Genomic DNA, 17783 nt, shown 5'->3' with positions numbered 1-17783 from the left:
CCTTCCGGCCGGCGCATCGAGACCCACACAGGCAGAAACGAGACACACGAGAATGACGGACGAGATCGACAACGGCGAGGGCTTCGGCGTCCACGGTCGCATCGACCAGGTCGACCTGCACCTCGAGATGCAGCGCTCGTACCTCGACTACGCGATGAGCGTCATCATCGGGCGCGCGCTGCCCGACGTCCGCGACGGGCTGAAGCCGGTGCACCGACGCGTGATCTACACGATGTACGACGGCGGGTACCGCCCCGACCGCGCCTTCTCCAAGTGCACGCGCGTCATCGGCGACGTCATGGGCCAGTTCCACCCGCACGGCGACAGCGCCGTGTACGACTCGCTCGTGCGGCTCGTGCAGCCGTGGGCGATGCGCTACCCGCTCGCGCTCGGCCAGGGCAACTTCGGTTCCCCGGGCAACGACGGCGCGGCCGCGCACCGGTACACCGAGACCAAGATGTCGCCGCTCGCCATGGAGATGGTGCGGGACATCGAGGAAGACACCGTCGACTTCCAGGACAACTACGACGGTCGCACGCAGGAGCCGACGGTCCTGCCGAGCCGCTTCCCGAACCTGCTCGTCAACGGCTCGGTCGGCATCGCGGTCGGCATGGCGACGAACATCCCGCCGCACAACCTGCGCGAGGTCGCCGACGGCGCCCTCTGGGCGCTCGAGAACCCGGATGCCTCGCGCGAGGAGCTGCAGGACGCGCTCATCCAGCGCATCAAGGGCCCGGACTTCCCGACGGCGGCGCAGATCCTCGGCGTCAAGGGCATCCACGACGCCTACCGCACCGGTCGCGGCTCGATCACGATGCGCGCGGTCGTCAACGTCGAGGAGATCCAGGGTCGCACCTGCCTCGTCGTCACGGAGCTGCCGTACCAGGTGAACCCGGACAACCTCGCGATCAAGATCGCCGACCTCGTGAAGGACGGCAAGCTCGCGGGCATCGCCGACATCCGCGACGAGTCCTCGGGTCGCACGGGCCAGCGACTCGTGATCGTGCTGAAGCGCGACGCGGTCGCCAAGGTCGTGCTGAACAACCTGTACAAGCACACCCAGCTCCAGGACAACTTCGGCGCGAACATGCTCGCCATCGTCGACGGCGTCCCGCGGACGCTGTCGATCGACGGGTTCATCTCGCACTGGGTCGACCACCAGATCGACGTCATCGTCCGTCGCACCGAATACCGCCTCCGGAAGGCGGAGGAGCGCATGCACATCCTGCGCGGCTACCTCAAGGCGCTCGACGCGCTCGACGAGGTCATCGCGCTGATCCGCCGCTCGGCGACCGCGGAGGACGCCCGCGACGGCCTCGTGAAGCTGCTCGACATCGACGAGCTCCAGGCCCGCGCCATCCTCGAACTCCAGCTCCGCCGCCTCGCGGCGCTCGAGCGCCAGAAGATCATGGACGAGGCCGCGGAGCTCGAGCGGCAGATCGCCGACTACCTCGAGATCCTCGCGACGCCGGCGCGCCAGCGGACCATCATCGCCGACGAGCTCCGCGAGATCGTCGACAAGTTCGGCGACGAGCGCCGAACGCACATCGTGCCCGGATTCGACGGCGACATGTCGGTGGAGGACCTGATCCCGGAGGAGGAGATGGTCGTCACCGTCACCCGCGGCGGGTACATCAAGCGCACGCGCAGCGACAACTACCGCTCGCAGCACCGCGGCGGCAAGGGCGTGAAGGGCGCGCAACTGCGCGCCGACGACGTGGTCGACCACTTCTTCGTCACCACGACGCACCACTGGCTCCTCTTCTTCACGAACATGGGCCGCGTCTACCGCGCGAAGACGTACGAGATCCAGGAGGCGGGCCGCGACGCCAAGGGCCAGCACGTCGCGAACCTCCTCGAGCTGCAGCCCGACGAGGAGATCGCCGAGATCCTCGACATCCGCGACTACCGGGTCGCGACCTACCTCGTGCTCGCCACGCGCGACGGCCTCGTGAAGAAGACCGACCTCACGGCGTACGACACGAACCGGTCGCGCGGCGTGATCGCGATCAACCTGCGTGAGGGCGACGAGCTCGTCTCCGCGATGCTGGTCGACGAGCACGACGAGATCCTCCTCGTGTCGAAGAAGGGCATGTCGCTCCGCTTCGAGGCGACGGATGACGCGCTCCGCCCGATGGGGCGCTCGACCTCGGGCGTGAAGGGCATGAGCTTCCGGTCCGGAGACGAGCTGCTCGCGGCATCCGTCGTGCCCCATTCGAACGGCGACGACGGGGCGGATGCGCCGGCGGATGCCTCGGGGCAGAAGCACAGCGCGGCGAACACGTACGTCTTCGTCGTGACCGAGGGCGGGTACGCCAAGCGCACCCGGATCGAGGAGTACCGCAAGCAGCAGCGCGGCGGCCTCGGCATCAAGGTGGCCAAGCTGAGCGAGGATCGAGGCGACCTGGCGGGTGCGCTCACGGTCGCGCGCGAGGACGAGGTGCTCGTGGTTCTTGCCAGCGGCAAGGTGGTACGCTCTGACGTCGCCGAGGTCCCGGCCAAGGGCAGGGACACGATGGGCGTCGTGTTCGCGAAGTTCGTCGCGGACGATCGCATCATCGCGATCGCGAAGAATTCCGAGCGGAACCTGGTGGAAGAGGCCGCAGAGTCCGAAGCGGCGGAGACCGCGGGAGAGGAGTGAGCGTCATGAGCAGTGTCGCCGAGAAACTGGCCGGCAAGTCCAACCGGAAGCCCCCGGCCAAGCAGGTGCGCCTTCGCCTGGTGTACATCGACTTCTGGTCGGCCGTGAAGCTGTCCTTCCTGGTGGCCGTGTGCCTCTCGGTCGTGAACATCGTGGCGACGTTCCTCGTCTTCACCATCGTCCAGTCGACGGGCCTGTTCGAGAACCTCAACAGCCTGGTGCAGGATGTCGCCGGCGCGGGCACCGACCTGCGCTCGATCCTGTCGGTCGGCAACGTCATGGGCTTCGCCGTCGTGGCATCGCTGCTGAACCTCGTCGTGACCACCGCGCTCGGCGCGGTCGTGGCCGTGCTGTACAACCTCAGCGTCAAGATCACGGGCGGGATCCTGGTCGGCTTCACCAACAACTGAGTCGCGCCGGACGCGCCAGCGTTCGGCCGGCTCAGGTCGAGTCGCGGCCCCTTCCGGGCCGCCGTATCGAGACCTCGACGGAGAGGTCACCGGCTCGATTTCACGATCCCGAACCCTTCGGGTAGTCTTTCCTTCGGCCGAAATTCGGGGATATAGCTCAGGCGGTTAGAGCGCTTCGCTGATAACGAAGAGGTCCGAGGTTCAAGTCCTCGTATCCCCACTCCGATAACTCCACACCCGGGTGCCCCAGGGCATCCGCCACGGGGCCTTAGCTCAGTTGGTAGAGCGCCTGCTTTGCAAGCAGGATGTCAGGAGTTCGAATCTCCTAGGCTCCACAGTCCAGTCCCCTGATCGGTCCGCCGGTCGACGGTCGTTCCGCTGCCATCGGCGCCCGTCGAGAATTTCTCGTCGAGGTGCATCCGATCCCGCTCCGATCCCGGAAGTAATGGGTGTCGGGTGGAAGGCACCCGCAGACAGAAGGGGAAGTCCAATGAAGCGCATTCTCGCCACCGGATTCATCGTCGGCCTCGCTGCGGTCGGTCTCGCTGCCGCCCCGGCGAACGCGGCGCCCAACGACGCCGCCTGCTTCGGCCAGATCCACAAGACCATCAACACCGAGGGCGCCCTCGGGTTCACGAACGTCGGCGACGTCGTCAAGGCGGTCGGCGGGCAGACGAAGAACGAGATCGCTCGCGGCCTCTGCGGCGACTGAGTCCCGGGGCTTCTCAGGACGGGCGGCGGCTCGGAACCTTCGTTCCGGGCCGCCGATCGTCTCCCGGCACCCTTCCGCGTCGCGAGACGCCAGACTGGGGGAGTGCCTCATCGCTCCGACCAGCGGATCGCCGCCGTCGCGTCGCGCCTCCGCTCGGCGGGCAGTGTCTTCGCCGAGGACGAGGCGGTCATCCTGGTCGAGGCGGCGGCGGATGACGCCGAGCTCGAGCAGCTCGTACGCCGTCGCGTCGCGGGCGAGCCGTTGGAGCCGATCGTCGGTTGGGTCCGGTTCGGCCGGCTGCGGCTCTCAGTCGGACCGGGCGTCTTCGTTCCCCGGCAGCGGAGCCTGCGGCTCGCTCGCCTCGCCGTGCGCCGCGTTCGAGCGACGCAGGCACCGGTGATGCTCGAGCCGTACTGCGGGGTGGCGCCGCTCGCGGCGATCGTCGCGGCATCCGTTCGGGGCGTCGAGGTGCACGCGGCGGACCGGGACCGGAACGCGCTCGCGATCGCCCGGCGGAACCTGCCGGCGGGCGCCGGCGTGCACGTCGCGGACGCGCTCGAGGGCCTGCCGGACGCACTGATCGGCAGGATCACGACCATCGGGGCCGTACCCCCCTACGTGCCGGAGTCGGACCTCGCGCTGATGCCGCGCGAGGCGCGTGAGCACGAGCCCGCTGCGGCACTCGTCGGCGGCGGCCCGGACGGCCTCGATCACGCCCGGCGGCTCGTCCGCACGGCTCGCCCGTGGATGGCCGTCGGCGGCTCGATGCTCCTGGAACTCCATGCGGCGCAGCTCCCCGTCGCGGCCGCGGAGGCCCGAAGCGCGGGCTGGCGGGCTCGCGTGCACCCGCCGAACGCGTCGCGCACTGGAGTGCTCGAGCTCATCGCAGGGTAATACAGTGGCGGGATGGACATCCGCATCGCCGCGTACGGGGTCATCATCCGGGACGGCGAGATCCTGCTCTCCCATTGGAACGAGCACGGTCGTTCCGCGTGGACGCTGCCCGGCGGCGGGATCGAGGGCGCGGAGCATCCGCTCGAGGCGGCCAGGCGCGAGATCCGGGAGGAGACCGGCTACGACGCCGAGATCGACCGGCTGCTCGGCATCGACACGATGGTCGTGCCGGCGGCGAAGCGCCACCACGGAACGGTGCCCCTGTACGCCATGCGCATCGTGTACCGCGCACACGTCGTCGGCGGGCTGCTGGCGAACGAGGTGGGCGGCTCCAGCGATGAGGCGAGGTGGTTCCCGCTCGACGAGATCGGCTCGCTGAAGCGGGTGAGCCTGCTCGACATCGCGCTTCGCATGAACGCGGAGGAGCCGGCGGACGGCGCGCCGACGCGCGGCTGAGCGACGACGCCCGGGGAGACGGGCGACGGCCCCGTCCGGCGAGCGGACGGGGCCGTCGTGTCCGGTCCGGATGCGACGTCCATGATGATCAGAGCGTCCGGGCCACGAGGGCGAGGGTGCTGAAGTTCCCCTCGCGGAGTCGGTCGGCCTCGCGCTGGAGTCGAGCCGCGCGTGCGAGATCGTCGACGCGGGCCAGCTCGGTGCGGGACCGGCGCGCCTCGGCGGCGCGGCTCCAGGCGAGCAGCGCCAGTCCGGCACGGCGTGCGAGGCGCTCCTGCAGGCGGCCGGATCCGGCCGCCAATCGTTGCGAGGTCGTGCTGGTCGCGGTAAGTGAGGTGTTCACGGTGTGTTCCTTCATCGGGTGGGGCGGATGGCGCGCGCGGGTGCGACGCGCCGGGAGGTGACGTGAGGGCTCCCGGAACATCGCGCCGCGGCATCCGTCGCCCGTTGAGGGCGTCACGATGCGGTGCGCGAAGGCGTGGCGGGAGAGGACCGGCGATCGGCACGCGTCCTCGACGGGACGCGGATCCTTCGGATCGGAGGCCGGTGGGACGGGTGTCGCCCGCGATGCGGGCATGACTCGTCAGGCGGTGGACCTGCTGCCGGCCGTCATGGCCGAGCGGTCAGCGCGGGAACGCGCGAGCTAGCAGGTCGCGAACGGAGCGCCGAGGAAGGCGACCGCGCGAATGGGCGACTGGATTCGCTGCATCATCATGGGGTCTCGCCTCCTCTCCTGTGCCGTGCCCTGCCGTGATCGGCGGGGCCGAGTCACGACCATAGCGTCGTTCGCTCCTCACACGCAAGGGGAATTCCCCATTCCGTCGGAAATCAGTGCGAGCCCTGAGCCCGCGGACGTGCCCGGAGACGACGACGGCCCCCATCCGGAGCGGATGGGGGCCGTCGGAAGACCGTGGAGTCAGATGACGGGCGACGGTGCCGAACCCGAGTCGGACGCCACGCCCGGCTCCTCGTCGGCCACCCACAGCTCGTCATCGGCGCGGAACGTCTGCCAGACCGCGTACGCGACGCCGACCGCTGCGACCACGCCGGCACCGATCGCGAGGTACGTGCCCACACCGGGACCCTGCTTGCGCTTGACCTCGGCTGCGGCGCGCGGCGAGACGCGCTCGAGCGCACGACGGACCCGCGTGTCGTTGGCGATGTCTCCGATCGACAGCAGCGAGCCGAGCGCGCTGCCGAGCGAACGCTCGACCTGGTCGCCCGCGGTGCGTGCATAGCTCCGAGCCTGGTCGAAGCCCGGCCGGACATAGGACTGGTAGCCCGTGCGCACCCGCGGAACGACCTCCTCCTGCGTGAGCAGGTTGATCTGGCGGCTCGCCTCCCGGGCGACCTTGCTCGCGTGGCCCAGCACGTCCTGCTGGTTCCCCCACAGATCCTCTGCACTGCTGCGCAGCCGCTTGAGTTCCTTCCGGCGCTTGCGTGACAGGCTCATCTCGACCTCCATCGTTGTGCAGCGAACTCCTCCATCCTGCCACCGAACGGGCTGGATGTGGGGTGGGAAGCCCGGGGGTTGCCAGCCTCGTGCCGAATCGTGCATGAGAGAATCGTCGGTATGCCGAATCCCACCGCAGTCGCGACGATCACCACCAACCACGGCGACATCAAGGTCGACCTCTATGGCAACCACGCACCGAAGACGGTGAAGAACTTCGTCGGCCTCGCGACCGGCGAGATCGAGTGGACCCACCCCGCCACGGGCCAGACCACCACCGACCCGCTGTACGACGGCGTGGTGTTCCACCGCATCATCCCCGGCTTCATGATCCAGGGCGGCGACCCGCTCGGCCAGGGCATCGGCGGACCGGGCTACCGCTTCGACGACGAGATCCACCCCGAGCTCGACTTCACCGAGCCCTACGTCCTCGCGATGGCCAACGCCGGCATCCAGGGCGGCAAGGGCACGAACGGCTCGCAGTTCTTCATCACGGTCGGTCCGACCACGTGGCTGCAGGGCAAGCACACGATCTTCGGCAAGGTGACGGATGCCGCGAGCCAGGGCGTCGTCGACAAGCTCGCCTCGGTCCCGACCGACGGCCGCGACCGCCCGCTCGACGACGTCGTGATCGAGAAGATCACCGTCGAGCAGGCCTGAGCCCGACCCCGGTGAGCGACCCGGCGCCCGAGCGCGCGAGCACCTGCTATCGGCATCCCGACCGGCTGAGCTTCGTGCTGTGCCAACGCTGCGGTCGCACCATCTGCGGGGAGTGCCAGACCCCCGCGCCGGTCGGCGTCATCTGCCCCGAATGCATGCGCGAGCAGCGCGCGTCGGCACCGCGGACGAAGCCCGCGGTGCTGACGCGCGCTCGCTCCGCCGCCGGCCGGGGCGCACCGGTGGTGACGTATTCCATCATCGGCATCACCCTCGCGGTCTACCTGCTGCAGCTCATCCCCGGGCTCGCGATCACGGACCGCCTCCTCTACGCGGGCGTGTACTCGCTGCCGTTCAACTTCGAGCCCTGGCGCATGATCACGTCGATGCTCGTGCACTCGACGCAGCTCATCTTCCACGTCGCGCTCAACATGTACACGCTGTGGATCTTCGGGCAGCTCCTCGAGAACGTGCTCGGCCGCTGGCGGTTCCTGGCGCTCTACCTCATCTCCGGCCTGGGCGGGTCGGTCGCGGTGCTATGGCTCTCCGATCCGCGGGTCGGCGTCGTGGGCGCATCCGGCGCGATCTTCGGCCTCATGGGCGCGTTCCTCGTGATCCAGCGCCGTCTCGGCGGGAACGCCACGCAGCTGCTGATCCTCGTCGGCATCAACCTCGTGATCGGGTTCGTGCCCGGGTTCAACATCGCGTGGCAGGCGCACCTGGGCGGCCTCGTCGTGGGCGCCCTCGTCGGATTCATCTACGTCGAGACGCGCAAGCGCGACCAGCAGCGCCTCCAGGTGATCCTGCTCGCGGCGCTCGTCGTCGTCCTGCTGATACTCAGCCTCAGGTACTTCCTCTTCCCCATCTTCTGAGCCCGACCCGGTCTCCCTCGCATCGCCCCCGCTGCGATCGCCGCGACCCGTCGAACCGGGGTTATCCACAACACTGTCCACAGTTGGGGAGAGTTACACCGGTGTGATTCCACACGATGTCCGGAATTCAGGGCTTTCCACGTCTCCACAGGGTGTGGACGGTGTGGAGAAACCTGTGGAAGGTGTGGATAACTCTGTGCAGAGATGAGGAAAGCGGGGCGGATGCCGCAGCATCCGCCCCGCTTCGAGGTCGTTCGGGCCGGCGTCAGCGCCAGCGCGTGGTCATGAGGAAGCCGATGAAGGCGATGCCGAAGCCGACGAGGATGTTCCACGAACCGAGCGCGGCCACCGGCAGCGCACCCTGGCTCACGTAGAAGAGGATGATCCAGACCAGGCCGAGCAGCATGAAGCCGAACATGACGGGCTTGAACCAGACGGGATTCGGCGCGTCCTCGCCGCTCGGCTGCTCCGCGCGCGCGGGCTTCGAAGAATTGGTGCGTGCCATGCCGGAGATTCTACTGCACCGAGTCCGGACCGGAATCCGAGTGCCGGCGGGCGGGCTCGCCCCGCGCAATAGACTCGCGCACATGTCGATGGATGCCACGTCGGAGCCCGCGCCGCGACGGCGGCGGGTCGGCGTCATCGGCGTGCTCGGCGAGGTGCTGCTCACCGGCGGTGCGCTCGTGCTGCTGTTCCTCGGCTGGCAGATGTGGTGGAACGACGCGATCACGGGCGCGCAGCAGTCGGCTGCGGCATCCGACCTCTCGCTCGACTGGCAGGAGCAGGCCCGTGCGCACGGCGACGGGGCGACCGACGACCTCGCGGACGAGATCGTGGTGGAGGACGGCATGGAGCCGCCGCCGGTCGACGAGGGCGCGCATCCGTACGGGGAGGCGTTCGCCGTCATGTACGTGCCCAGGTTCGGCGCCGACTCGCAGCGGACGATCGCCGAGGGGACCGGGCTCGACGTGCTGAACAGCGTCGACCTCGGCGTCGGCCACTACGAGGGCACGCAGATGCCGGGAGCCGTCGGCAACTTCGCGATCGCCGCGCACCGCAGCGCGTACGGCGGCGGAATGCACGAGATCGACCGCCTCCGGCTCGGCGACGGCATCTTCATCCAGACCGCCGACGGCTGGTACACGTACCGGTTCCGCGACCTCGAGTACGTCACGCCCGACACCGTCGGCGTGCTCGCGCCCGTGCCGCACCGGCCCGACCTCGCCCCGACCGACCGGATCATCACGCTGACGAGCTGCAACCCGCTGTACTCGACGGCGGAGCGGATCATCGCGTACGGCGTGCTGGAGTCCTGGCGGCCGGCCTCCGCCGGTCCGCCCGACGAGATCGCGGCAGCGGTCGCGGAATGGGGGCGATGAGCGTGTACGCGGCCTTGTGGCGTATCCTGCCGGGACCGGTCTGGTTCCGCGTCATCCTCGTGCTGGCCATCCTCGCCGGCGTGATCTTCGTCCTCTTCACCTGGGTCTTCCCCTGGGTGGATGGGATCGTGAACCCAATCGACGTCACGGTGGAGCAATGACCCGGATCCTCGTCATCGACAACTACGACAGCTTCGTCTACACCCTGAACGGGTACCTGCAGGAGCTCGGCGCCGAGACCGACGTCGTCCGCAACGACGACATCGCCGTCGAGGACGTCGCCGAGCGGATCGCCGAGTACGACGCCGTGCTCATCTCGCCCGGTCCGGGCAAGCCCGCCGACGCGGGAGTCTCGATCCCGGTCGTCGAGGCCGCGCTCGCCTCGGGCCAGCCCATCCTCGGCGTGTGCCTCGGGCACCAGGCGATCGCCGAGGCGTTCGGTGCCGTCGTCACGAACGCCGAGGAGCTCATGCACGGCAAGACCTCGCAGGTCGTCCACGACGACAGCCCGTTCTACGACGGCGTCCCGCAGCACTTCACGGCGACCCGGTACCACTCCCTCGCGGTGGTCGACGGCACCGTGCCCGACGACCTGGTCGTCACCAGCCGCACCGAGGGCGGCGTCATCATGGGGCTTCGCCACGCGACGGCACCGATCCTCGGCGTCCAGTTCCACCCCGAGTCGGTGCTCACCGAGGGCGGCTACCGGATGCTCGGCAACTGGCTCGCGCTCGCGGGGCTGCCCGAGGCGCGCGAGCGCGCGCAGTCGCTCCACCCGCTCGTGCGCGCGAGCTGAGGCCCGGGCCGAAGCGGTCGCTCAGCCCGCGCAGTAGACGAGCTCGACCGCGGACTTCTGCGGCACGTCTCCGGGTGCCGGCGACTGGCGGATGACGGGCGAGCCCGGCTCGGACGCGCAACTCGAATCGGGCACGGGCGTCGGCGTCAGCTGAAGCGACGACGTGCCGAGGTACGACGACGCCGCCTGCAACGACTGCCCGGTGAGGTCGGGCAGCGTGACGTTGCCCGACGAGATCGTGAAGTTCACGGCGCTGCCCTGATCCACCGACGAGCCGCCCTCCGGATCGGTCGAGATGACGACCCCGGCACCCACGGTCGGCGAGTTCTGCCGCGTCTCCGATCCCGCGGCGAGGCCGGCGTCGGTGATGGCGGTCTTCGCCTGGTCGAGCTGCATGTTGACGACGTCGGGCACCGAGACCGCCTCGCGACCGGTGGACACGAACACGCTGACCGGCGTGCCGGTGTCGACGATCTCGCCCGCGGCCGGCTCGGTCTCGATGACCTGCCCCGCGGGTACCGTGTCGCTCACCCGATCCATCCGGGTGGGCGGCAGCGTGAGCGCCTGCAGCTCGTTCGCCGCTTCCTCCCACGTCGAGCCGCTCAACTGCGGGACCTCGCGGGCGTTCGAGGGGAGCGTGTCGCTCGGCTGGAGGTTGAACGCCCAGTACATGACGGCGACGACGATCACGACGACCGCGATGATGCCCGACCAGATCCAGATCGCAGGCGGCCGGCGCTGGGTCCGCGTCATCGTGTCGTCCTCGGTGAGCTGGCGCAGCGCGAGCTCGGACGTCGACAGCGAGCCCGTGGGCGTTCCGAAGAACAGCGCCGTCTCGTCGGTCTTCTTCGGGACGGGGATCCGACCGGATGCCGCGGCCTCGACGTCGGCGCGGAACTCGGCCGCCGTCTGGTACCGGGTCGTGCGGTCCTTCGCGAGGGCGTGCATGACGACCGCGTCGAGCGCCGGGGAGACCTTCGGGTTGATCACGCTCGGCTTGACCGGCCGCTCGCTGACGTGCTGGTAGGCCACGGCGACCGGGGTGTCGCCGCGGAACGGCGGACGACCGGTGAGGAGCTCGAACAGCACGACGCCGGTGCTGTAGAGGTCGGTCCGCGCATCGACGGTCTCGCCCTTGGCCTGCTCGGGCGAGAAGTACGATGCGGTGCCGAGGATCGCCGTGGTCTGGGCGACGGTCGTCGCCGAGTCGGACACGGCCCGGGCGATCCCGAAGTCCATGACCTTCACCTGGCCGCCGGTGGTGATCATGATGTTGCCGGGCTTGATGTCGCGATGCACGACGCCGGCGCGATGCGAGTACTCGAGCGCCGTGAGCACCCCGTCGATCACCCGGGCGGCGGCCGTCGGATCGAGCGGACCGTCGTGGATGATGTCCTTCAGCAGGCGCCCCTCGACGTACTCCATGACGATGAAGGGCAGCTGCACCTCGTGACCGGACGAGTCGAGCACCGTCTCCTCGCCGGCGTCGAAGACGCGGACGATCGTCGGGTGCGCCATCCGCGCCGCCGACTGCGCCTCCTGCCGGAACCGCATCCGGAACGCCGGGTCGGTGGCGAGCTGCGGCTTCAGCAGCTTGATCGCGACCTGTCGCCCGAGACGGCTGTCGGTTCCGACGTGGACGTCGGACATGCCACCGCGACCGATGAGCGCACCCACGCGGTACCGACCCGCGAGCATGCGTTCGTCATCGTTCACGGTGTCTCCGTTCGTGTAGGGCTCGTTCCGGGGATGCTAGGGCTGGATGGTCACCGCGGCGGCCGGCGAGAACGGCGAGTCGAGCTGGCCGCAGAAGTACCGGTAGGTGACCTCGAAGTCCTGGTTCCCCGCCTGCACGTTGACGCTCGTCGTGCCCGCGCCGACCGGGCTCGGCGCCGTGGCGTCGTTCGTCACGGCGACCTCGTAGCCGCTCAGCTGCTGCCCGGACGGGCAGGTCGCCGCGGGCCAGCTCACCTGGACGATCCCGCCGGATGCGACGTCCGCCGGGTTGACGGTCGGCGCGTTCGCCGGCGCGCTCGGGGTCTCGGGTGCGCCGAGGTAGGTGACCGTGATGGTGGAGCCGATCTGGACAGGACCGCTCGGGTTCACGTCGGAGACCGTGTTGGCCTGGTCGGGGGTGGTCGCCGGCGCGCCCTCCTGGGTGCTCACGACGAAGCCGAGGCCCTCGAGCTCGGTGCGGACGTCGTCGACGTTCCGGCCGATGTAGGCAGCGCGGTCGACCTGCTCCGTCGTCGGGGCCGCGGTGGTGGTCTCGGGCGGCGGCGCACTCGACGAGGTCGGCGGCGCCGTCGTCGCGGTGGTCGGCGGTCCGCTGGACGTGGACGCGGCGGGGCGGTTGCCGCTGTTCAGCGCGAGCGCGATGAGCGTGCCGATGAGGACGAGCGCGAGCAGGATGATGAGGACGATGAGCGGCCACGTCCACGGGCTGCGCTTGCGCTCGGTCGGCTGCTCCTCCTCCTCGCCCTCGGGCACGCCCGCACCGGCGGCGAGCACGGTCGTCGCGGCGGTGGGAGCTCCCGACTGGGGCATCAGCATGGTGGCCGCGGTCAGGCCGGCCGCCGCGCCGAGCACCGCCGGGACGGCCGCGGCCGCGGCCTGGACGTCGCCGCGGCGCAGGGCGGTGGCCGCGCGCGCGAGGTGCGCCGCGGTCTGCGGACGATCCGCCGGGTTCTTCGCGATGCACGAGTAGACGAGGTTCCGCACCGGCTCGGAGACCGTGACGGGCAGGTCGGGCGGGGTCTCGTTGATCTGCGCCATCGCGATCGCGACCTGCGACTCGCCCGTGAACGGGCGGCGACCCGCGAGGCACTCGTACGCGACGATGCCGAGCGAGTAGATGTCGGTGGTCGGCGAGGCCGGGTGGCCGGACGCCTGCTCGGGCGAGAGGTACTGCACCGTGCCCATGACCTGGCCGGTCGCGGTGAGCGGCACCTGGTCGGCGATGCGCGCGATGCCGAAGTCGGTGATCTTCACGCGGCCGTCAGGCGTGATCAGCAGGTTGCCCGGCTTGATGTCGCGGTGCACGAGGCCGGCCGCGTGCGCGGCCTGCAGTGCGGCGGCGGTCTGCGCGACGATGTCGAGGACCTTGTCGGTCGAGAGCACGTGCTCGCGCTCGAGAATGGTCGAGAGCGCCTCGCCGGGGACGAGCTCCATCACGAGGTAGGCGCTGCCCTCCTCCTCGCCGTAGTCGAACACGTTGGCGATGCCCTCGTGGTTCACGAGCGCGGCGTGACGCGCCTCGGCGCGGAAGCGCTCGAGGAAGCCCGGGTCGCCGAGGTATTCGTCCTTGAGGATCTTCAGCGCCACCTGACGGCCGATGACCAGGTCGGTGGCCTGCCACACCTCGCCCATGCCGCCGATGGCGATCCGGGACTGCAGCTCGTACCGTCCACCGAAGGTGAGCCCAGCACTCGGTCTCATTTGTTCAGCACCGCCTCTAGTACCTGTTTCGCCAATGGCGCGGCAATCAGATTGCCGAACCCCTCCTGACCAAGCCCTCCGCCGTCTTCCACGAGCACCGTGATCGCATACTGAGGGTCGTCGGCGGGGGCAAAACCTGTGAACCACAAGGTGTAGGGATCGTCCTCGCCGTTCTCCGCTGTACCCGTCTTACCGGCCACGCTGACGCCGTCTATTCTTGCATTACTCGCAGCACCGTTCTCGACGCCGTTGACCATCATCTCGGTCATGGTCCGGGCCGTCGACTCGCTGATCGCACGTCCGAACTGCGTGGCGTCGAACTCCTCGATCGGGCGGAAGTCGGGCGCCGTGATCGACTCGACGAGGTCGGGGTCCATCACGATCCCGCCGTTGGCGATCGCGGCGGAGACCATCGCCATCTGCATCGGCGTCGCTCGCACGTCGCCCTGCCCGAAGCCGCTCAGCGCGGTCTGCGGCGCGTCGGGGTTCGCCGGGTACGTGCTCGTCTCGGTGGGGTTCGGGATCGAGAAGTTCGAGTTGAAGCCGAACTTCTCGGCCTGCGCACGGATCGCGTCGTCGCCGAGCTCCAGCGCGAGTTCGGCGAACGGGATGTTGCACGACAGCCGGAGGGCGGTCGCGAGCGTGACCTCGGAGCCGCCGCCGCAGGTGCCGCCGCTCGAGTTCCGCACGACCGAGCTCGTCTCGGGGAGGGTGAACTCCGCTGGGTTCGGGAAGGTGCTGTCGGGCGTGTACTGGCCGGACTCGAGCGCGGCGGCGGTCATCACCAGCTTGAACACCGATCCGGGCGGGTTCATGTCGCCGCCGGTCGCGCGATTGAAGAGCGGGTCGCCCGGGTCCTCGACGAGGTTCCGGTAGGTCTGGTCGACCTCCTCGCCGTTGTGCACCGCGAGGCTGTTCGGGTCGTAGGTGGGCTTCGTGACCATCGCGACGATGCGGCCGCTGCTCGGCTGCGTCACGATGATCGCGCCCGTGTAGTCGCCGAGCGCGTCCCACGCGGCCTGCTGGGCCACCGGGTCGATGGTGACCTCGACCGAGGCGCCCATCGGGTCCTGCCCGGAGATGAGCCGGTTCAGCGAATCGAAGAACTGCGACTCCGACGTGCCGCTGAGCTCGGCGTTCAGCGAGCCCTCGAGACCGGTCGCCTCGCCGTTCACCGGGATGAAGCCGGTGACCGGTGCGTACAGCGGACCGTTCGCGTAGATGCGCTGGAACTTGTAGTCGTCGTCGGACGGCTCGGAGAACGCGATCGGGTCGCCGCCGACGAGGATCGGCCCGCGTTCGACCGAGTAGCTCTGGTAGAGCGTCCGCGCGTTGCGCGGGTCGGCGGCGAGGTTGTCGGCCTGCGCGTACTGGATGATCGTCGACGCGACGAAGAGCGTGAGGAACATGAGGAGGGAGACGATGGTCACCCGCTTGAGTTCGCGGTTCATCCGTCGATCACCAGCCTCGGGTGGTTGCGGACCGTGTCGGAGAGCCGGAGCAGCAGCGCGACGATGATCCAGTTGGCGACGAGCGAGGAACCACCGGCCGCGAGGAACGGCGTCGTCAGGCCCGTGAGGGGGATGACCCGGGTCACGCCGCCGACGACGATGAAGACCTGGAGGGCCACGACGAACGAGAGCCCGACGCCGAGGAGCTTGCCGAAGTCGTCCTGCCCGGCGAAGCCGATGCGGAACCCGCGGGCCACGAAGAGCACGTACAGCGCGAGGATCGCGAAGAGGCCGGCGAGGCCGAGCTCCTCGCCGAGGCTCGCGATGATGTAGTCCGACTGGGGGACGGGCGTGAGGTCGGGGCGCCCCTGGCCCAGGCCCGTGCCGATCAGGCCGCCGTTGGCGAGGCCGAACAGGCCCTGCACGAGCTGGAACGAGCCGCCCTGCGCGTCGTAGACGGCGGGGTCGAACGCGTTGAGCCAGTTCTGGAAGCGTCCGTTGACGTAGTCGAGGGTCTGGCTGGCGATGATCGCGCCGGCGAAGAACATGCTGAGGCCGAGCACGACCCACGAGAGCCGGCTCGTGGCGACGTACAGCATGACGAGGAAGAGCCCGAAGTAGAGGAGCGCCGTGCCGAGGTCGCGCTGGAAGACGATGACCGCCATCGACAGCGCCCAGACCACGAGGAGCGGGCCGAGGTCGCGTCCGCGCGGGAACCGCATGCCGAGGAAGGTCCGGCCGACCATCGAGAGGGAGTCTCGATTGCGGACCAGGTAGCCCGCGAAGAAGACGGCCAGCGCGATCTTCGCGATCTCGCCCGGCTGGAACGTGACGAGGTCGCCGATCCCGATCCAGACGCGCGCGCCCCCGCGGGTCTGGCCGAGCCCCGGGACGAGGGGCAGCAGCAGGAGGACGATCGCGATGAGCCCCGAGAGGTAGGTGTAGCGGAACAGCGTGCGGTGGTTGCGGATCAGCAGGATCGTCGCGAGGGCCGCGACGATCGCGATCACGCTCCACACGATCTGGCGGACCGCCGCGCTCTCCCATCCGGCGTCGCCGTAGGCGATGTCGATGCGGTAGATCATCGCGATGCCGAGTCCGTTCAGCACGGTCGCGATCGGCAGGAGGAACGGATCGGCGTCGCGCGCCACGAAGCGCATCGCGACGTGCAGGCCGAACACCAGTACCGAGAGCCCGGCACCGAGCAGCACGAGCTGGGTGTCGATCCGCCCGAGCGCGCCGAGCTGCACGAGCACGATGGCGCCCGCGTTGATCACGCACGCGACGATGAGCAGGCCGAGCTCGAGGTTCCGCAGCTTCTGCGGCATGCGGATTCGGCGGACGCTCCCCGTCGCGGGAGCGCGCTCGGGCGCGCGGGCCGCGCTTCGGTCAGTCAACGGACTCCTCCAATCGGTCCGTGATGCGCATGGCCTCCTCGAGCGTGCCCGCCGTGATCGTCTGCTCGACGCGCTGCTGGTCGTACGCCTTCAGGTCGGCGATGTCGACCGGCGTCTCCGAATGGAGTCGGTGCAGGGAGATCGGGCCGAGGTCCTGCTGGATGCCCTGGTAGATCGCGACGCGGCCGTTGTACTCGCCGACGTAGTACCGCGTCTGCGTCCACTGGTATCCGAGCGCGGTCACGGTGACGATCGCGCCGATGAGCAGCGCGATCCAGACGCCCCACATGATGCGCCGACGCCGGCGCCGGCGCTCGTCCTCCTCGATCAGCTCGTCGAAGTACTCCTCGGAGTCGGGCTCGAAGTGCGTCTCCTGCACGGGGTGCGGGCGGAAGGGCGTGAGGCGGATGCCCGGTCGGCGCGCCGGCTCGGGCGCGGTGCCGAAGGCGAGCGGTGCGGCGGCCGAGCCGACGATCAACGGCGGCGTGTCGGGTGCGGGCGGGTCGCCGATGTCCACGACGACCACGGTCACGTTGTCGGGGGCGCCGCCGTCGAGCGACGCCTTCACCAGCCGGTCGGCGACCTGCTTGGCACCGGCGTCCGCCGAGAGCATCTCGTGGATGTCGTCGAAGGAGACGACGCCCGAGAGCCCGTCGGAGCACAGCATCCACCGGTCCCCGGGATGGGTGTCGATCACCATGGTGTCGATCTCGGGGGATGCCTCGACGTCGCCGAGCACGCGCATGAGCACCGACCGGCGCGGGTGGACCATGGCCTCCTCGGCCGTGATGCGGCCCGCGTCGACCAGTCGCTGGACGAACGTGTGGTCGGTGGAGACCTGGCTGAGCTCGCCCGAGCGGAGGAGGTAGACGCGCGAATCGCCGATGTGCGCGATGACCACGCGGTCCTGCTGCACCAGCATCGCACTCGTCGTGGTGCCCATGCCGGTCAGCTCCGAGTGCTCGGCGACCGTCTCCTCGAGGTTCCGGTTCGCGGAGAGGAGCGCGGACTCGAGCGCCGCCGCGGCGTCCGCCGACGAGTCGTAGTCGGCGTCGGCGTCGGCGATGCGCCGGGTCGCGATGGCGCTCGCGACGTCACCGCCCGCGTGGCCGCCCATGCCGTCGGCGACGAGGAAGAGTCGGCGGCCGGCGTAGCCGGAGTCCTGGTTGCTCGCGCGGACCCGACCGACGTGCGAGACCGCCGCGCTCGCCTTGACGCTGGCCATCG

Annotated in this window: 18 protein-coding genes and 2 tRNA genes; 12 read left to right on the top strand and 8 right to left on the bottom strand. The window is 69.6% G+C overall.

The annotated features are described in order from the left end of the window. Positions 1-52: 52 nt before the first annotated feature. From gyrA to GLX25_RS01940, 7 genes are all read left to right on the top strand, one after another. On the top strand, positions 53-2641 hold the full coding sequence (gyrA, locus tag GLX25_RS01970; protein ID WP_155840485.1) for a DNA gyrase subunit A: 2589 nt from the start codon (positions 53-55) through the stop codon (positions 2639-2641). A 5-nt stretch (positions 2642-2646) separates the two neighbouring features. After that, positions 2647-3051 (top strand): DUF3566 domain-containing protein, encoded by a 405-nt coding sequence (locus tag GLX25_RS01965; RefSeq protein WP_129233062.1) that lies wholly within the window; start codon positions 2647-2649, stop codon positions 3049-3051. A 146-nt stretch (positions 3052-3197) separates the two neighbouring features. Continuing rightward, positions 3198-3271, top strand: a tRNA-Ile gene (locus GLX25_RS01960). Positions 3272-3313: 42 nt separating this feature from the next. Continuing rightward, positions 3314-3386, top strand: a tRNA-Ala gene (locus GLX25_RS01955). 155 nt (positions 3387-3541) lie between these two features. Next, positions 3542-3763, top strand: coding sequence for a hypothetical protein (locus GLX25_RS01950; protein ID WP_155840484.1), 222 nt, complete (start codon positions 3542-3544; stop codon positions 3761-3763). 102 nt (positions 3764-3865) lie between these two features. Then, positions 3866-4657, top strand: a complete 792-nt coding sequence (locus tag GLX25_RS01945; protein WP_205719800.1) for a class I SAM-dependent methyltransferase — start codon at positions 3866-3868, stop codon at positions 4655-4657. Between the two features lie 12 nt (positions 4658-4669). After that, positions 4670-5113 (top strand): NUDIX hydrolase, encoded by a 444-nt coding sequence (locus GLX25_RS01940; RefSeq protein WP_155840483.1) that lies wholly within the window; start codon positions 4670-4672, stop codon positions 5111-5113. 88 nt (positions 5114-5201) lie between these two features. On the opposite strand, the gene GLX25_RS01935 is transcribed toward GLX25_RS01940, so the two are convergent. Both GLX25_RS01935 and GLX25_RS01930 read right to left on the bottom strand, forming a co-directional pair. Then, the gene (locus GLX25_RS01935) at positions 5202-5456 is read right to left on the bottom strand and encodes a hypothetical protein (RefSeq protein ID WP_155840482.1); all 255 of its coding nucleotides are present in this window, start codon (positions 5454-5456) and stop codon (positions 5202-5204) included. A 573-nt stretch (positions 5457-6029) separates the two neighbouring features. Next, positions 6030-6566 carry a hypothetical protein gene (locus GLX25_RS01930; RefSeq protein WP_155840481.1) on the bottom strand — a complete coding sequence of 179 codons (537 nt, stop codon included), beginning with the start codon at positions 6564-6566 and terminating at the stop codon, positions 6030-6032. 120 nt (positions 6567-6686) lie between these two features. Here GLX25_RS01930 and GLX25_RS01925 point away from each other — a divergent pair, with 120 nt between their 5' ends. Both GLX25_RS01925 and GLX25_RS01920 read left to right on the top strand, forming a co-directional pair. Beyond that, complete coding sequence (locus tag GLX25_RS01925) at positions 6687-7226, top strand: peptidylprolyl isomerase (RefSeq protein WP_155840480.1); 540 nt, start codon at positions 6687-6689, stop codon at positions 7224-7226. A 242-nt stretch (positions 7227-7468) separates the two neighbouring features. Next, positions 7469-8095, top strand: coding sequence for a rhomboid family intramembrane serine protease (locus tag GLX25_RS01920; RefSeq protein WP_309299135.1), 627 nt, complete (start codon positions 7469-7471; stop codon positions 8093-8095). A 265-nt stretch (positions 8096-8360) separates the two neighbouring features. Here GLX25_RS01920 and GLX25_RS01915 read toward each other — a convergent pair whose 3' ends face one another. Beyond that, positions 8361-8600, bottom strand: a complete 240-nt coding sequence (locus tag GLX25_RS01915) for a cell division protein CrgA (protein ID WP_129234281.1) — start codon at positions 8598-8600, stop codon at positions 8361-8363. A gap of 82 nt (positions 8601-8682) precedes the next feature. Between GLX25_RS01915 and GLX25_RS01910 the strand changes: the two genes are divergently transcribed. Genes GLX25_RS01910 through GLX25_RS01905 form a run of 3 tightly spaced genes read left to right on the top strand, consistent with a single transcriptional unit; the run spans position 8683 to position 10270 of the window. Continuing rightward, positions 8683-9474, top strand: coding sequence for a class E sortase (locus GLX25_RS01910; protein ID WP_240898053.1), 792 nt, complete (start codon positions 8683-8685; stop codon positions 9472-9474). Further along, complete coding sequence (locus tag GLX25_RS18295; RefSeq protein WP_166548281.1) at positions 9471-9635, top strand: hypothetical protein; 165 nt, start codon at positions 9471-9473, stop codon at positions 9633-9635. Before GLX25_RS01910 ends, GLX25_RS18295 begins: the two co-directional genes overlap by 4 nt. Next, a complete protein-coding gene (locus GLX25_RS01905) occupies positions 9632-10270 on the top strand; it encodes an anthranilate synthase component II (protein WP_155840479.1) in 639 nt (212 codons plus the stop codon). Before GLX25_RS18295 ends, GLX25_RS01905 begins: the two co-directional genes overlap by 4 nt. A gap of 21 nt (positions 10271-10291) precedes the next feature. Here the strand turns inward: GLX25_RS01905 and pknB are convergent, their stop codons facing one another. The 5 genes from pknB to GLX25_RS01880 all read right to left on the bottom strand — a co-directional run bounded on the left by pknB (position 10292) and on the right by GLX25_RS01880 (position 17781). Beyond that, positions 10292-11968, bottom strand: coding sequence for a Stk1 family PASTA domain-containing Ser/Thr kinase (pknB, locus tag GLX25_RS01900; RefSeq protein ID WP_155840604.1), 1677 nt, complete (start codon positions 11966-11968; stop codon positions 10292-10294). A gap of 54 nt (positions 11969-12022) precedes the next feature. Continuing rightward, a complete protein-coding gene (locus GLX25_RS01895; protein ID WP_155840478.1) occupies positions 12023-13708 on the bottom strand; it encodes a serine/threonine-protein kinase in 1686 nt (561 codons plus the stop codon). Then, entirely contained in the window at positions 13705-15159 is a 1455-nt protein-coding gene (locus GLX25_RS01890; RefSeq protein WP_155840477.1) for a peptidoglycan D,D-transpeptidase FtsI family protein, read from the bottom strand. Before GLX25_RS01890 ends, GLX25_RS01895 begins: the two co-directional genes overlap by 4 nt. After that, the gene (locus GLX25_RS01885) at positions 15156-16487 is read right to left on the bottom strand and encodes an FtsW/RodA/SpoVE family cell cycle protein (protein ID WP_155840603.1); all 1332 of its coding nucleotides are present in this window, start codon (positions 16485-16487) and stop codon (positions 15156-15158) included. Before GLX25_RS01885 ends, GLX25_RS01890 begins: the two co-directional genes overlap by 4 nt. 61 nt (positions 16488-16548) lie before the next feature. Then, the gene (locus GLX25_RS01880; protein WP_155840476.1) at positions 16549-17781 is read right to left on the bottom strand and encodes a PP2C family protein-serine/threonine phosphatase; all 1233 of its coding nucleotides are present in this window, start codon (positions 17779-17781) and stop codon (positions 16549-16551) included. Positions 17782-17783: the final 2 nt, after the last annotated feature.

It is taken from the genome of Agromyces luteolus (genome assembly GCF_009729855.1).
GTDB lineage: Bacteria > Actinomycetota > Actinomycetes > Actinomycetales > Microbacteriaceae > Agromyces > Agromyces luteolus.
The sequence above is the reverse complement of the archived record's forward strand: the minus strand, read 5'-3'. Positions and strand labels throughout refer to the sequence as shown.

Coding starts and splice junctions, on each gene's coding strand:
- GLX25_RS01885 (WP_155840603.1), bottom strand. CDS start 16,487: ATGCCGCAGAAGCTGCGGAACCTCGAGCTCGGCCTGCTCATCGTCGCG.
- pknB (WP_155840604.1), bottom strand. CDS start 11,968: ATGCTCGCGGGTCGGTACCGCGTGGGTGCGCTCATCGGTCGCGGTGGC.
- gyrA (WP_155840485.1), top strand. CDS start 53: ATGACGGACGAGATCGACAACGGCGAGGGCTTCGGCGTCCACGGTCGC.
- GLX25_RS01940 (WP_155840483.1), top strand. CDS start 4,670: ATGGACATCCGCATCGCCGCGTACGGGGTCATCATCCGGGACGGCGAG.
- GLX25_RS01930 (WP_155840481.1), bottom strand. CDS start 6,566: ATGAGCCTGTCACGCAAGCGCCGGAAGGAACTCAAGCGGCTGCGCAGC.
- GLX25_RS01890 (WP_155840477.1), bottom strand. CDS start 15,159: ATGAACCGCGAACTCAAGCGGGTGACCATCGTCTCCCTCCTCATGTTC.
- GLX25_RS01915 (WP_129234281.1), bottom strand. CDS start 8,600: ATGGCACGCACCAATTCTTCGAAGCCCGCGCGCGCGGAGCAGCCGAGC.
- GLX25_RS01965 (WP_129233062.1), top strand. CDS start 2,647: ATGAGCAGTGTCGCCGAGAAACTGGCCGGCAAGTCCAACCGGAAGCCC.
- GLX25_RS01925 (WP_155840480.1), top strand. CDS start 6,687: ATGCCGAATCCCACCGCAGTCGCGACGATCACCACCAACCACGGCGAC.
- GLX25_RS01950 (WP_155840484.1), top strand. CDS start 3,542: ATGAAGCGCATTCTCGCCACCGGATTCATCGTCGGCCTCGCTGCGGTC.
- GLX25_RS18295 (WP_166548281.1), top strand. CDS start 9,471: ATGAGCGTGTACGCGGCCTTGTGGCGTATCCTGCCGGGACCGGTCTGG.
- GLX25_RS01880 (WP_155840476.1), bottom strand. CDS start 17,781: ATGGCCAGCGTCAAGGCGAGCGCGGCGGTCTCGCACGTCGGTCGGGTC.
- GLX25_RS01910 (WP_240898053.1), top strand. CDS start 8,683: ATGTCGATGGATGCCACGTCGGAGCCCGCGCCGCGACGGCGGCGGGTC.
- GLX25_RS01895 (WP_155840478.1), bottom strand. CDS start 13,708: ATGAGACCGAGTGCTGGGCTCACCTTCGGTGGACGGTACGAGCTGCAG.
- GLX25_RS01905 (WP_155840479.1), top strand. CDS start 9,632: ATGACCCGGATCCTCGTCATCGACAACTACGACAGCTTCGTCTACACC.